The organism is Inquilinus sp. 2KB_23, from assembly GCF_052115705.1.
Taxonomy (GTDB): domain Bacteria; phylum Pseudomonadota; class Alphaproteobacteria; order DSM-16000; family Inquilinaceae; genus Inquilinus; species Inquilinus ginsengisoli_A.
Map to the genome: position 1 here is coordinate 1 of NZ_JBFRHF010000030.1, position 13385 is coordinate 13385.

The following is a 13385-nucleotide window of genomic DNA, read 5'->3' on the forward strand; positions in this document are numbered from 1 at the left end:
CAGCTCGACACCCTGTCGCCCGAGGAGTTCGTGCGCGAGGTCTGCCGCAGGATCGGCCGGCCGCCGGCTTCGGTCCCGCTGCCGCAGGGCCGGGATGATGGCACCGGCGATGATGCCGGCTTGGCCGGGGAGGGCACGGGTGCGGTCGCCGTGGGCTCCGGGACCGGGGAGGGCTGGGCCGAGCTGCCGGAGGAGTCCGGGGAAGGCTGGGCGCCGTCCAAGCTGGCGGCGCCGGACAGCAGCTGAGCGGGCGATGGGCCGCGCCACTCCCGAACTGTCGTCGAAGCCTGCTGATCGCATTGCCTCTCCCGTTCAGGGAGAGGTCGGAGGCGTTTGCGCCTCCGGGTGAGGGGGTTTTGTCGAGGCCGGGACCAGCCCTCACCCGGTCTCGCTGCGCGAGCCCGGCCTCTCCCGCCAGGCGGGAGAGGTGACGCACTCCCGTTCTCCCGAGGGAAGAGGCTCGCGGTCTCCCGCGCGCTATGTCGCCATCCCCCGCAGCGGATGCCGCTGGCATCCCGGCCCAGCCTTTGTAGGATGTGTGAAACGGCGCGACCGGACCCCGGCCGCGCCGCGTCATGACGGGAGGGCGGAACCCATGGCCGACATCGCATATCTCGGGCTCGGGCTGATGGGCCGGGGCATGGTCCGCAACCTGCTGAAGGCGGGACACAGCGTCCACGCCTGGAACCGCAGCGCCGTAGACCTGCCGGAGGAGGTCACCGGCCATGCCGGCTACCACGCCGCCGCCTCGGTGGCCGAGGCCGTGTCGGGCCGCGACCGGATCATGCTCTGCGTCACCGGGCCCGATGCCCAGCGCGCCCTGCTGCTGGGCCCCGACGGCGCCTTCGCCCATGCCGCCAAGGGTGCGGTGATCGTCGACAGCACCACCACCGACCCCGCGGTGTCGCGCGCCCTGGCCACGGCTGCCGCGGAGGCCGGCCACGCCTATCTCGACGCCCCGGTCTATGGCAGCAAGGCCCAGGCCTGGGACGGCACCATCGGCTTCATCGTCGGCGGCGAGGCGGCGGTGCTGGACTCGGTGCGGCCGATCCTGGAGGCGATCTCCGGCGGCGCCTTCCATCTCGGCCCCAACGGCGCCGGGGCGGTGATGAAGCTGATCGGCAACCTGCTGTCGGCCGCCCAGACCGCGGCGTTGGGCGAAGGCTTGGCCCTGGCCCGCAAGAACGGCCTGGCGGCGGAAGGCGTGATCGAGGTGCTGGACCGCTTCGGCGGGTCCTCCAGCGTCATCCGCGGCGCCGCCCGCAAGACCCTGGCCAACGACTTCGAGCCTGCCTTCCACCTCAAGAACATGGCCAAGGACATCGGGCTGATGCTCGACCTCGGCAAGGCCAGCGGCGTGCCGATGCTGGGCACCGCCGTGACCGCGGAGCTGTACCGCGCCGCCCTGGCCGCCGGCTATGGCGAGCTGCAGGCCAATGCCGTGCACAAGGTCCAGTTCGCCCTGGCGGGAATCAAGGAATGACCAGCAACACCGCCGGTCTCGACCTCTACCGCCGGCTGGTCCGCATCCGCCTGTTCGAGGAGCGGGTGGGCGAGCTGTTCGTGCGCGGCGGCACCGCCGGGTCGATGCTGCACCTCTCGATCGGGGAGGAGGGGGCGGCGGTCGGCGTCGCCGCGGCGATGCGCGACGGCGACAGCTTCACCACTCACCACCGCGGCCACGGCATCTTCCTGGCCCGCGGCGGCGAGCCCGACCGGATGATGGCGGAGATCGCGGGCAAGGCCACCGGCTATTGCCGCGGCAAGGGCGGGTCGATGCACATCGCCGACCGCGGCGTCGGCCATCTCGGCGCCAACGCCATCGTCGGCGGCGGCATCGCCCATGTCGTCGGCGCCGGCCTGTCGTATCGGGCCCAGGGGCAGGGCCAGGTCGCGGTCGCCTTCTTCGGCGACGGCGCGCTGCAGCAGGGCATCCTGTACGAAAGCATGAACCTGGCGGCGCTGTGGTCGCTGCCGGTCGCCTTCGTCTGCATCAACAACCAGTACGGCATGGGCACCCGCATCGACCAGGCCTCGGCCTCGCTCGACTTCTCCGGCCGCGCCCGCAGCTTCGGCCTCGCCGCGGCGCAGGCCGACGGCACCGATGTCGAGGCGGTGCTGGATGTCGCCCGCGGCCTGCTGGACGGCGCGCGGGAAGGCCGGCCGGCCTTCCTCACCATCGACTGCTACCGCTTCCACGGCCACGCCCGGATGGACAAGAGCCCCTATCGCGACGCGGCGGAGGAGGCGGCGGGGCGCCAGCGCGACCCGGTCGCCCACCAGCATGCCCGCCTGATCGCCGCCGGCCTGGCGACCGAAGCCGAGCTGGAGGCGATCCGCGACGCCGCGGCGGATGAGATGGACGCGGCGCTGGACACCGCCATCGCCGCGCCGGCGCCGGAGGCCGCCGCGCTGTTCGAGGATGTCTACGACCCCGCGACCCCGGCGCCGGAGCCGGTGGCCGCCATGCTGGACCGGGTGTTCGGGCCATGACCGCGCATCCCGCCGAGATCACCTACCGCGACGCGCTGCGCCTGGCCCTGCGCGAGGCGATGGCCGAGGACCCGGCCGTGATCGTGCTGGGCGAGGAGGTTGGCCGCTACGGCGGCGCCTATGGTGTCACCAAGGGCCTGCTGCAGGAGTTCGGGGCCGAGCGGGTGCGCGACGCCCCGATCTCCGAGGCCATCATCGTCGGTGCCGCGATCGGCGCGGCCATGACCGGCCTGCGCCCGGTGGCCGAGCTGATGTATGTCGACTTCATCGGCCTGGCGATGGACCAGGTCGCCAACCAGGCGGCCAAGATCCGCTCGATGTTCGGCGGTCAGATCGGCGTGCCGATGGTGCTGCGCACCCAGGGCGGCACCGGTCGGTCCGCCGCCGCCCAGCACAGCCAGAGCCTGGAGGCCTGGATCCTGCACGTGCCGGGGCTGCGCCTGGCGATGCCGGCGACCGCGACCGACGCCTATGTCCTGCTGCGCCAGGCGCTCAAATCGCCCGACCCGGTGGTATTCATCGAGCACAAAGGCCTCTACACCAAGGCCATGCCCTTCACGCCGGACGAGGCGCTGCCCTGGGGCAAGGCGGCGGTGCGGCGGCCGGGCCGCGACCTGACCATCGTCACCTATTCGCGCATGGTGTTCACCGCGCTGGAGGCGGCGGAGACGCTGGCGGCCCACGGCATCGAGGCGGAGGTGATCGACCTGCGCACCCTGAACCCGCTCGACCACGAGACCATGACCGCCTCGCTGCGCCGCACCGGCCGGGCCATCGTGCTGACCGAGGATGCGCTGACCGGCGGCGTCTCGGCCGAGCTGTCGGCCCGGCTGCAGGAAGGCGCGTTCGACTTCCTGGAGGAGCCGATCCTGCGCCTGGCCGGCGAGGACGTGCCGATCCCGGTGGCGCCGGGGCTGGAGCAGGCGGCGATCCCGCAGGCCGCCGGCGTGGTCGCCGCCGCCCGCCGGCTGCTGCGGCGATGAGCGCGCTGCTGACCCTGCCGCGGCTCGGCGAGACCATGGAGGAGGGCGTGGTCGTGGCCTGGCTGAAGCAGCCCGGCGACCGTTACCGCCGCGGCGAGGTGCTGCTGGAGGTCGAGACCGACAAGACCGTGGTCGAGGTGCCGGCGCTGTCCGACGGCACCCTGCTGGAGATCCTGGTCGAGGCCGGCACCCGACTGCCGGTGGGGGCGCCGATCGCCCGGGTGGAGGATGGGACGGCCGGGGCGGTGGCATTGAGTCCCCCCTCCCCTCGCGGGAGGGGGCTAGGGGGAGGGGGTTCCCGATCGGAGGGAGCCGGCTCTGCTGAGCCCGACGCCGGTCCTTCCGGCACCAACCCCCTCCCCCTACCCCCTCCCGCAGGGGGAGGGGGGACAACAGAAGGTGCCTCCGTCCGCGCCTCGCCCGCCGCGCGCCGGCTGGCGGATCGCGGCGGCGTCGCCCTGGCCGGCCTCGCCGGCACCGGGCCGCATGGCCGCGTCACCACCGACGATGTCCGCGCCGCCACGGCCGCACCGCCGGCCCCGGCCGCGCATCCGGCGACGCTGGCCGCCGGGGTCCGCACCCAGCAGGTCGCCCTGGCCGACGGCCGGTCGATCCGCTACCGCCGCATGGGCGCGGCCGAGGCCACGCCGATCGTGATGGTCCATGGCTTCGCCGGCGAACTCCTGACCTGGGCCGCCAACCAGGGGCCGCTGTCGGCCCGGCGCCCGGTCTATGCGCTCGACCTGCCCGGCCATGGCGGGTCGTCCAAGGATCTCGGCCCGGGCGGCGTGCCCGGCCTGGCCGAGGCGCTGCTGGCCTTTCTCGATGCCGTGGGCGTCGGCCGGGCGCATCTGGTCGGCCACTCCATGGGCGGCGCGGTGGTGCTGCAGGCGGCGCTGGCCCGGCCGGACCGCGCGGCGTCGCTGACCCTGATCGCGCCCGGCAGCCTGGGCGCCCAGGTCAACACGGGCTTCATCGACCGGCTGCTGACCGCCGACGACCCGGAGGCGCTGGCGGCGACGCTGCGCCCGCTCTATGCCGATCCGGCGCTGATCACCCCGGCGCTGGGCGAACTGGTGCTGACGGTGATGCGCAGCCCCGGCACGCGGCAGACGCTGCGCCGACTGGCCGACCAGTGCTTCACCGCCGGCGCCCAGCGCCTGGTGCTGCGCGACCGGCTGGGGGAACTCACCATGCCCGTCAAGGTGTTGTGGGGGATGAACGATGTCATCCTGCCGGCCCATCACGGCTGGGGCCTGCCGGGCACCGTGGCGCTGCACCTCTTCCCCGGCCAGGGCCACATGCTGCCGATCGAGGCCGCGGCCGAGGTCAACCGCCTGGTCGCGGAAATCGCGGCAACGGGCTGATCTGTCGCAGCAATCAGGGGGGCGGGGCCCCCTGTCGCCGTCCTGGCCGGTTTGAATAAAATGCCATTCGACGCTGCCGTCACGGAGGCCCGCCTTGGGGGATCTCGAAAGACTGAGCGATCTGATCGGCCGTATCTATGACGCTGGGAACGATCCGGACGCCTGGATTCCGGCGCTGAACGAGATCTGCAGCTGGACCGGTGGCGAGGCGGCGCAGGTCCTGGTGCTGAACCAGGGCGCGCCGGCGCCGGGCCTCGCCGCCACGGTCGGCTACGACGCGGAGGCCCATGACCGCTACCTCAAGGAGTACGCGCTGGAGGACCCGCGCCTGCCGGCCTGGCGCCGCCTGCCGCCGACCGCCCAGGCCTGCCATGTCGTGGTCGATCCCGGCTGGTTCGACCGCCAGCCCTTCGGCGCGTTCCTCGACGAGCACGGCTATCGCTGGACCATGGGCGCGATCGAGCCCGGCTTCGGCGGGCTGGCCGGCATCGGCGTGCATCGGGCCCGCCGGGCTGGTCCGTTCAACGCGGTGGAGCTGCGCCGGCTCGACCTGCTGGTGCCGCATGTCCGGCGGGTGCTGGCGCTGCATCAGCGCTTCGACGGCCTGTCGGGCCGCGCCGGCCAGGCCGAGGATGTGCTCGACCGGCTGGGCCAGGCGCTGATCCTGCTGACCGCGGATGGCCGGGTGGTGCACAGCAACGCCGCGGCGGAGCAGCTGTTCGAGAGCGGCCGGCTGCGCCTGCGCGGCCATCGGCTGGACTCCGATGATCCGGCCGAGGCGACGGCGCTGCGCGGCCTGATCGCGGCCGTGCTCGACCCCGCGCCCGATGCCGCGCTGACCCGGCTGCTCGGCGCGGCCGGCCCGGCGGCGCTGATCGCCCGCGGCTGCCGCCTGCCGGTGCGCCGGCCTCCCGCCATGGGATCGGTGCGGGCGGCGGCCGCCCTGTTCCTGACGCCGCTCGGGCAAGGGCAGGGCGACCTGCTGCGCCTGCTGCCGGCACTGTTCGGCCTCAGCCCGGCCGAGGCGCGCTTGGCCCTGGCGCTGCATGACGGCCTGTCGCTGACCGAGATCGCGGCGCAGCACCGGCTCAGCCGCGAGACGCTGCGCACCCAGCTGCGCTTCGTGTTCGACAAGACCGGCACGCGCCGCCAGGGCGCCCTGATCCGGCTGCTGGCGGACCTGGCCGGGGAAAGCCGGCTGCTGCGGCGGACGAAGCCGGAGGGCTAGGCAGGGCTTGGCGGGATCCTGTGATCGCCGACACGGCGCGGCCACAATGGTGGTGTTAGATTCCACCCATAGTCACTGCACAAGCGAACCTTTTTCATGTCCTCGACCACCATGGACGCGCACACCACAATCGAGCGGAATTCCGGGCTCGACCTGATCCAGCTGTTCGGCCGGCTTTGCCTGGCGATGGTCTTCTTCGCCTCCGGCCTGTTCAAGATCCCCGACTGGGCGGCGACGATGGCGATGATGACCGCCAAGGACCTGCCGATGCCGGAACTGCTGCTGGGCGGCGCCGCGGCGCTGCAGATCGTCGCCGGTGCCTTCCTATTGCTCGGCTGGCACACCCGGCTGGCGGCGCTGGTGCTGGCGGGCTTCACCGTCGTCGCCACCGTGATCTTCCACGGCTTCTGGAACTCGCCGCCGGACCGGTTCGAGTTCGACTTCGTCGTGTTCATGAGCAACGTCGCGCTGTTCGGCGCGCTGCTCTTCATCGCCGGGGCCGGCGGCGGCCGCCACTCGCTCGACAACGTCCCGCAGGACTGACCGTCCGCCCCACCTCCGGCCTACCAGCCGGCGACCACCGCGCCCTTGAAGCGGGTGGCCAGGAACTGCTTCACCGCATCGCTGTGATAGCTGTCGACCAGGATCTTGACCCAGGGCTCGTCCTTGCGCGCCGTCTGCACCGCGATGATGTTGACGTAAGGACCGTCGGCGGCCTCGCGCAGCACCGCATCCTTCGCCGGGTCCAGCCCGGCCTCGACCGCGTAGTTGGTGTTGATCGCCGAGATGTCGGTGTCGTCGAGTGACCGCGGCAGCTGCGCCGCATCCAGCTCCACGATCTGCAGCGTCTTCGGGTTGTCGGTGATGTCGGCCACGGTCGGCTTCAGCCCGGTGCCGTCGGCCAGCTTGATCAGCCCGGCGCTCTGCAGCAGCAGCAGCACGCGGCCGCCATTGGTCGGGTCGTTGGGGATGCCGACCACGGCGCCGTCGCGCAGCTCGCGGATCGCCTTGATCTTCTTGGAATAGATGCCGATCGGGAAGGTGACGGTGTTGGCCACCTTGCTGATCTTGTAGCCGCGCTTCTCGATCTCGTTCACGAGGTACGGCTCATGCTGGAACGAGTTGGCGTCGAGCTCGCCGGTGTCCAGCGCCGCATTCGGCACGACGTAGTCCGTGAACTCGACGATCTCGATGTCGAGGCCTTTGGCATGCGCGATCGGCTTCACCTGCTCCAGGATCTCGGCATGCGGGCCCGGCGTGACGCCGATCTTCACGGTCTCGGCTGCCGCCGATTGCGCCAGCAGGGCAAGCGCCGCCGCGGCCAGAATGGTCTTCAGGCTCATCAGTATCCCCCTCGGATGGAAAAAGTTCAGCCGGCGCGCTGGCGCTTGTTGACGCGGCGGGCCAGCCGGTCGCCAGCCATCTGCACCGCCTGCACGAACAGGATCAGGACGATGACCACCGCGGCCATCATCTCCGGCATGAAGCGCTGATAGCCGTAGCGGATGCCCAGATCGCCCAGGCCGCCGCCGCCGACCGCGCCGACCATGGCGGAATAGCCGATCAGGCTGACCACGGTCAGGGTCAGGCCCAGCACGATCGCCGGCATCGCCTCGGGCACCAGCACCTTGCGCACGATCTGCAGTGGCGAGGCGCCCATCGCCTTGGCCGCCTCGACCAGGCTCTGGTCGACCTCGCGCACCGACGCCTCGATGATCCGGGCGATGAAGGGCACGCAGGCGATGGTCAGCGGCACGATCGCGGCGGTGGTGCCGATCGAGGTGCCGGCCACCAGTCGGGTGAAGGGGATGATCGCCACCACCAGGATGATGAAGGGGGTGGAGCGGGTGGCGTTGACCACCAGGCCGACGATGCGGTTGGCGGCAGGGGCCGCGAACAGCTCGCCCTTGCCGCTGGTCGCCAGCCACACCCCGATCGGCCCGCCCAGCAGGGTGCCGATCGCGGCGGCGACCGCGACCATGTACAGCGTCGCCCAGGCGGCGTCAGCCAACAGCGCGAAGAGTTGCGGGGACATGGCCCAGGACCTCGACGGAAAGCTTGAGGGAGGTGAGGAGATCGATCGCCGGCCGCGCCGTCTCCGGCCCGCCGGGGATCGAGACGATCAGAGTGCCGAACGGTGCGCCCTGCACGCTGTCGACCCGGCCGTGCAGCAGCGCCGCGTCGACGCCCAGGCGGCGGGCCAGCTGGCCGATCGCGGTGGTGCCGGCCTGCGATCCGGCGAAGACAAGCCGCAGCACGGTCTCGCCGCCGGCCAGCGGCGCCTCGGACAGCTTGGCCGCCAGGTCGCCCGGCAGCTCGGCGCCGGTGACGCTGGCGACGAAGGCACGGGAGGTGGCGGTCTGCGGCCGGGTGAACAGGTCGAACACCCGGGCCTGCTCGATCACGCGGCCCTGCTCCAGCACCGCGACGCGATGGCAGATCGCCTTGATCACCGCCATCTCATGGGTGATCAGCACGATGGTCAGGCCCAGCTCGCGGTTGATCTTGGCCAGGAGCTGCAGGATCGAGGCCGTGGTCTCGGGGTCGAGCGCCGAGGTCGCCTCGTCGCACAGCAGGACGTTGGGCTCGCTGGCCAGGGCACGGGCGATGCCGACGCGCTGCTTCTGGCCGCCCGACAGCTCGGCCGGGTAACGGTCGCGCTTGTCGGTCAGCCCGACCAGCTCCAGCAGCCGGTCGACCCGGGTGGCGATGGTGCGACGGTCCAGCCCGGCCAGCTCCAGCGGCAGCGCGACATTGCCGAACACGGTGCGCGACGACAGCAGCGCGAAATGCTGGAAGATCATGCCGATCTTCCGCCGCTCCGCCCGCAGGGCGGATTCCGGCAGGGCGGTCAGGTCGGTGCCGTCGACCGTGACGGTGCCCGTGGTCGGGCGCTCCAGCAGGTTGATCAGGCGGATCAGGGTCGACTTGCCGGCGCCGCTGGGGCCGATCACGCCGAAGATCTCGCCGCGCTCGACCGTGAGCGAGACATCGGCCAGCGCCGCGACCTGGGCCTGGCCCGCGCGGTTGAAGGTCTTGGAGACGGAGTCGAGGCGGATCATGAGGGATGCCGGATGGTGGGAGCGGTCGGGATCGGGGAGCGGCCGGCCGGCGCAGGGCAGGGGCCGCAGGACGAGGGGCGGGGCCCCGGGATCAGGCGCGGCGACAGCGCATCCGCATCGCGGCTGCCGTCGAAAGCGGCCGGGGCGCAAAAGGGCTGTGGGGAACCGTCCTGGTCATCGTCGTGTCCTCGCCTCGCGATCCGAGGGAACCACGACCTGCATCGTGGCGCTTTAGCGGTTGGTGTCGCGGGCGCAAGCTGCTTCCCATCAAATCGCCGCGGATCCGTTGCGGGGGATCATTCCGTTGCCGTTTAGATAGAACGCCGCAGCGGGCGCGTCAATGAATCGCGGCATGCGCTGTGTGGATCTCAGAATTTCACAACACAATATCGGATGAATTGGCTGGCCGAATTCGGCCTCTCGGCCCCAAGAAAGCCATAGGCGCGCAGACCTTTCGATCGGCAACCATCTGACCTAGAGGCAGCGCGCGCTCGCCCGGGCGGAAGCGTGGCAAAGTCATGACATGCGGGCTTACCATTGCTGCACTGCAAAAACGCTGATCCTGTTCCGACCCAAACATCCTACATTGGATGGGTACGAAGACTCTGGAAGGAGCCGGCACTGGCCGGCAATGAGGTAAGCATGCATATCGACGTTTTGGATTTCGCCCCCGCCGCCGCCCGCCCGACCACCCTGTTCGGTCGTGTCCGCCAGGCCGTGGCCCATCGCATCGCCGAGCACCGCGAATACACGCGGATCCACAACGAGCTGCTGAAGCTCGACCGGCGCGAGATGGAAGAGCTCGGCATCGGCCCGGCCGATTTCGACTCCATCGCCCGCGGTACCTATAGCCGCTGAGGCCATGTGACCCACCGGCCTCGCCCGTCCGGCGGCGGCCGGCAGCCATTCGCGGGGTGCGCGCCCTGCCGCGGCCGGACGATCCGGCCCGGCGGCAAGGTCGGCGCACCCCGTCGTGTTTCCGGCCAGAGCTGCCGTGACCGGGCATCCGGGCCAATTTCCTGCCCCTTGTCGCGACTGTCATTTGGCGGATCGGCCGCGGGGCGCTATATGAGCACCCCATGAGCAAGTTACCACGCGCGCCACGCGCCCCCGGGCAGCTGACCGACTGGCAGATCACGAAGCGGCTGCTGACCGAGCACATGAAGGGCCATTTCTGGCGCTTCGTGATCGCCTTCGCCTGCCTGTTCGCAACCGCGGCGGCGAGTTCGGCCATCCCGTTCGTCAGCCAGCACATCCTGGACGGCATCTTCACCGACCGGCGGACGGACCTGTTGGTGCCGATCTCGCTTCTGGTGATCGCCGTCTTCTTCGTGCGCGGCGGCGCGACCTACGGCTTCACCGTGGTGATGAACAGCATCGGCCGGCGCATCGTCGGCGACCTGCAGATGCGTATGTTCCGAGCGAAGATCTGGGACGACCTGGCCAGCTTCCACGCCACCGCCTCCGGCCATCTGGTCAGCCAGTTCACCTTCAACGTCCAGGCTGTGCTCGGCGCGGTCTCGACCAGCGCGGCGGCGATCGGCCGCGACGCGATGACGCTGGTCGGGCTGGTGGCCGCGATGTTCTACCAGGACTGGAAGCTGGCTCTGATCGCCTCCGTCACCTTCCCGCTGTCGGTCTATCCCCTGATCAAGGTCGGCCGCGATCTGCGCAAGGTGACGCGCAAATCGCAGTTCGGCATGGGCGAGATGACCAGCTACCTCACCCAGGTGTTCCAGGGCATCCGCCACGTCAAGGCCTACAACGCCGAGCAGCGGACGATCAGCGCCACCGAGAAGATCGTGTGGTCGGTGTCGCGCATGATGCAGCGGATGACCAAGATCAAATCCTACAACGCTCCGTTCATGGAGGTGCTGTCGGGTGTCGCCATCGGCGCGGTGATCTACTATGGCGGCGGGCAGGTCATCGCCGGGAACCGCACCACCGGCTCGTTCTTCGCCTTCGTCCTCGCTCTGATGCTGACCTACGACCCGCTGAAGCGGATCGTGAACACCTGGGGCTCGATCCAGCAGGGCATCACGGCGGCGGAGGGCATCTTCGCCATGATCGACAAGCGGCCCGGCATCGTCGACCGGCCCGGCGCCGCGGTGATCGAGAAGGCCACCGGCGCGATCGCGCTGGAGGACGTGCATTTCTCCTACGGGCCCTCGATCCCGGCGCTGCGCGGCGTCTCGATCGAGATTCCGGCCGGCCGGACTGTGGCGCTGGTCGGGCCGTCCGGCGCCGGCAAGTCGACGCTCCTGAACCTGATCCCGCGCTTCTACGACCCGACCAGCGGTGCGGTGCGGGTGGAGGGCCACGACATCCGCGACGTCACCCAGCATTCGCTGCGCGAGCAGATCGGTCTGGTCAGCCAGGAGACCACGCTGTTCGACGCCTCGGTGCGCGACAACATCGCCTATGCCCGGCCCGGCGCGAGCCAGGAGGAGATCGAGGCGGCGGCCCGCGGCGCCGCGGCGCACGACTTCATCGCCAGCCTGCCGCAGGGCTACGACACCCAGATCGGCGAGCACGGCGTTCGCCTCTCCGGCGGCCAGCGGCAGCGCCTGTCGATCGCCCGGGCGATGCTGAAGAACGCGCCGATCCTGCTGCTGGACGAGGCGACCTCGGCGCTGGACACCGAGAGCGAGCGCTTGGTGCAGGATGCGCTGACCCGGCTGATGGTGGGGCGGACCACGCTGATGATCGCACACCGTCTGTCGACCGTGCGCAGCGCCGACCTGATCTATGTCATGGATCAGGGTGAGATCACCGAAGTCGGCAGCCATGCCGAACTGCTGCAGCGCGGGGGCCTCTACGCCCGGCTGTGGCTGATGCAGACCGCCGAGGACGAGCCGTCGGAGGCCGAGGCGCCGCTGCCGGTTGCGGTGGCAGGATGAGCCTGCTGCTTTGCCGCGGGTCGGACTGAGTGGTTGGGCCTGGAGGGGCCGCCGCGCCCCGCATCTTCTGCGACATGACCACCATCCTGGCGCATGCGCGCAAGCATGCGACCGTGACCGGCATCCAGCGTGTCGTGCTCCGCGTCGTCGGCCATCTGGTGGCGACGCATGGGCCGGCGGCGATCCGCGGCATCGCCTGGCATCCGAAGCTGCGCCGGGTGGTCGAGATCGACCTGTCCTTCCTGGGTCCTGACTACCGGTTCGAGGCGCATCGGGATGCGTTCCTGCGCGACATGGCCGTGCCCGACGACGCCGAGGGGCGAAAGCAGGGGCTGCGGCGCCGAATCGGCACCAGGATCGATCGGCTGCGCTGGCGGGCGCTGGGCGATGGCGGCTCCGGCCCGCACCTCGCCGAACCGTCGTTGCGGCCGGAGGATCGCATTCTTCTGCTGGCACCCAATTTCCGCAATGAACCCTACATCGCCTATCTCGCAGGGCGGAAAAAGGCCGGCACCGCCATCTTCCAGATGATTCACGACGTCATCCCGCTGCTGAAACCATGGCTGTCGAAGCCAGGGCACGACGTCGAGTTCCGCAGGTTCCTGGAGCGTACGCCCGGCTACGTCTCGGGGTTCCTCTGCGTCTCCGACCAGACCGAGGCGGACCTGCGAATGGTGATGCCGGCGGCGGGCGGCGAAATCCCGACCCGCGTGGTGCCGCTGGCGCATGAGTTCATGGGCGATGTCGGCGACGACGGGGTGCCGATCGGCCATGCCGTCCGCGCCCTGGCCGAGCACCCTTTCGTCCTGTGCGTGGGCACCATCGAGGTGCGCAAGAACACGCTGGCCTTGTGCAAGGTCTGGGCCCAGCTGCGGCAGGATCTCGGGGTCGGGCTGCCGCGGCTGGTGCTGGCGGGGCAGCGTGGCTGGCAGACCGAGGACGTGTTCGACCTGCTGCGCGCCACCGGCAATCTCGGCGGCTACGCCGCGCTGGCCGAGGCGCCCTCGGATGCCGAACTGGCGTTCCTGTACCGCAACTGCCGCTTCACCGTGTTTCCCAGCCTGTACGAGGGCTGGGGACTGCCGATCGGTGAGAGCCTGTGGTTCGGCAAGCACTGCATCGCATCGAAGACATCATCGATGCCCCAGGTCGGGGGCGACCTAGCGGAGTATGTCGATCCCTATGATCTGGAGGACATGCGGCGGGTGATCGGGCGGGCGATCGCGGAGCCGGATCATGTGCGGGGGCGGGAGGATCACATCCGCGCCGCTAGTCTGCGGCGGTGGGGGGATGTCGCCGGCGGGATCGTCGCGCTGGCGTCGGGCGCCAGCAAGGGCCGCGGATAGCCCGGC

Annotated in this window: 13 protein-coding genes; 10 read left to right on the forward strand and 3 right to left on the reverse strand. The window is 70.7% G+C overall.

Going from position 1 to position 13385, the window contains the following annotated elements; all coding sequences use genetic code 11:
* The 7 genes from AB4112_RS29660 to AB4112_RS29690 all read left to right on the forward strand — a co-directional run.
* Positions 1–246: hypothetical protein (locus AB4112_RS29660; protein ID WP_441724836.1), on the forward strand; the 246-nt coding region annotated here is incomplete at its 5' end.
* Between the two features lie 349 nt (positions 247–595).
* Entirely contained in the window at positions 596–1483 is an 888-nt protein-coding gene (locus AB4112_RS29665; RefSeq protein WP_441724839.1) for an NAD(P)-dependent oxidoreductase, read from the forward strand.
* Entirely contained in the window at positions 1480–2493 is a 1014-nt protein-coding gene (locus AB4112_RS29670; protein ID WP_441724842.1) for a thiamine pyrophosphate-dependent dehydrogenase E1 component subunit alpha, read from the forward strand. Before AB4112_RS29665 ends, AB4112_RS29670 begins: the two co-directional genes overlap by 4 nt.
* A complete protein-coding gene (locus AB4112_RS29675; protein ID WP_441724845.1) occupies positions 2490–3476 on the forward strand; it encodes an alpha-ketoacid dehydrogenase subunit beta in 987 nt (328 codons plus the stop codon). The genes AB4112_RS29670 and AB4112_RS29675 overlap by 4 nt, the downstream gene beginning before the upstream one ends.
* The gene (locus AB4112_RS29680) at positions 3473–4843 is read left to right on the forward strand and encodes an acetoin dehydrogenase dihydrolipoyllysine-residue acetyltransferase subunit (RefSeq protein WP_441724849.1); all 1371 of its coding nucleotides are present in this window, start codon (positions 3473–3475) and stop codon (positions 4841–4843) included. The genes AB4112_RS29675 and AB4112_RS29680 overlap by 4 nt, the downstream gene beginning before the upstream one ends.
* A 94-nt stretch (positions 4844–4937) precedes the next feature.
* Complete coding sequence (locus AB4112_RS29685; protein WP_309796826.1) at positions 4938–6071, forward strand: helix-turn-helix transcriptional regulator; 1134 nt, start codon at positions 4938–4940, stop codon at positions 6069–6071.
* 96 nt (positions 6072–6167) lie between these two features.
* On the forward strand, positions 6168–6614 hold the full coding sequence (locus tag AB4112_RS29690) for a DoxX family protein (RefSeq protein ID WP_309796827.1): 447 nt from the start codon (positions 6168–6170) through the stop codon (positions 6612–6614).
* Between the two features lie 20 nt (positions 6615–6634).
* Here AB4112_RS29690 and AB4112_RS29695 read toward each other — a convergent pair whose 3' ends face one another.
* From AB4112_RS29695 to AB4112_RS29705, 3 genes are read right to left on the reverse strand one after another with little or no spacing between them, the layout of a single operon-like run.
* Positions 6635–7414: a MetQ/NlpA family ABC transporter substrate-binding protein gene (locus AB4112_RS29695; RefSeq protein ID WP_441724854.1), complete on the reverse strand. Its 780-nt coding sequence runs from the start codon at positions 7412–7414 to the stop codon at positions 6635–6637.
* 26 nt (positions 7415–7440) lie between these two features.
* A complete protein-coding gene (locus AB4112_RS29700; RefSeq protein ID WP_309796832.1) occupies positions 7441–8106 on the reverse strand; it encodes a methionine ABC transporter permease in 666 nt (221 codons plus the stop codon).
* A complete protein-coding gene (locus AB4112_RS29705) occupies positions 8075–9133 on the reverse strand; it encodes a methionine ABC transporter ATP-binding protein (RefSeq protein WP_441724858.1) in 1059 nt (352 codons plus the stop codon). The genes AB4112_RS29700 and AB4112_RS29705 overlap by 32 nt, the downstream gene beginning before the upstream one ends.
* A gap of 642 nt (positions 9134–9775) precedes the next feature.
* Here AB4112_RS29705 and AB4112_RS29710 point away from each other — a divergent pair.
* From AB4112_RS29710 to AB4112_RS29720, 3 genes are all read left to right on the forward strand, one after another.
* Complete coding sequence (locus tag AB4112_RS29710; RefSeq protein ID WP_309796837.1) at positions 9776–9991, forward strand: hypothetical protein; 216 nt, start codon at positions 9776–9778, stop codon at positions 9989–9991.
* 221 nt (positions 9992–10212) lie between these two features.
* Positions 10213–12033: an ABC transporter ATP-binding protein gene (locus AB4112_RS29715; RefSeq protein ID WP_441724861.1), complete on the forward strand. Its 1821-nt coding sequence runs from the start codon at positions 10213–10215 to the stop codon at positions 12031–12033.
* A gap of 74 nt (positions 12034–12107) precedes the next feature.
* Positions 12108–13379 carry a glycosyltransferase family 4 protein gene (locus AB4112_RS29720; protein WP_441724864.1) on the forward strand — a complete coding sequence of 424 codons (1272 nt, stop codon included), beginning with the start codon at positions 12108–12110 and terminating at the stop codon, positions 13377–13379.
* Positions 13380–13385: the final 6 nt, after the last annotated feature.

Bases quoted from the DNA above. Each gene is read 5' to 3' on its own strand.
- AB4112_RS29665 (WP_441724839.1), top strand. From the start codon at position 596: ATGGCCGACATCGCATATCTCGGGCTCGGGCTGATGGGCCGGGGCATG.
- AB4112_RS29670 (WP_441724842.1), top strand. From the start codon at position 1,480: ATGACCAGCAACACCGCCGGTCTCGACCTCTACCGCCGGCTGGTCCGC.
- AB4112_RS29675 (WP_441724845.1), top strand. From the start codon at position 2,490: ATGACCGCGCATCCCGCCGAGATCACCTACCGCGACGCGCTGCGCCTG.
- AB4112_RS29680 (WP_441724849.1), top strand. From the start codon at position 3,473: ATGAGCGCGCTGCTGACCCTGCCGCGGCTCGGCGAGACCATGGAGGAG.
- AB4112_RS29690 (WP_309796827.1), top strand. From the start codon at position 6,168: ATGTCCTCGACCACCATGGACGCGCACACCACAATCGAGCGGAATTCC.
- AB4112_RS29695 (WP_441724854.1), bottom strand. From the start codon at position 7,414: ATGAGCCTGAAGACCATTCTGGCCGCGGCGGCGCTTGCCCTGCTGGCG.
- AB4112_RS29700 (WP_309796832.1), bottom strand. From the start codon at position 8,106: ATGTCCCCGCAACTCTTCGCGCTGTTGGCTGACGCCGCCTGGGCGACG.
- AB4112_RS29705 (WP_441724858.1), bottom strand. From the start codon at position 9,133: ATGATCCGCCTCGACTCCGTCTCCAAGACCTTCAACCGCGCGGGCCAG.
- AB4112_RS29710 (WP_309796837.1), top strand. From the start codon at position 9,776: ATGCATATCGACGTTTTGGATTTCGCCCCCGCCGCCGCCCGCCCGACC.
- AB4112_RS29715 (WP_441724861.1), top strand. From the start codon at position 10,213: ATGAGCAAGTTACCACGCGCGCCACGCGCCCCCGGGCAGCTGACCGAC.
- AB4112_RS29720 (WP_441724864.1), top strand. From the start codon at position 12,108: ATGACCACCATCCTGGCGCATGCGCGCAAGCATGCGACCGTGACCGGC.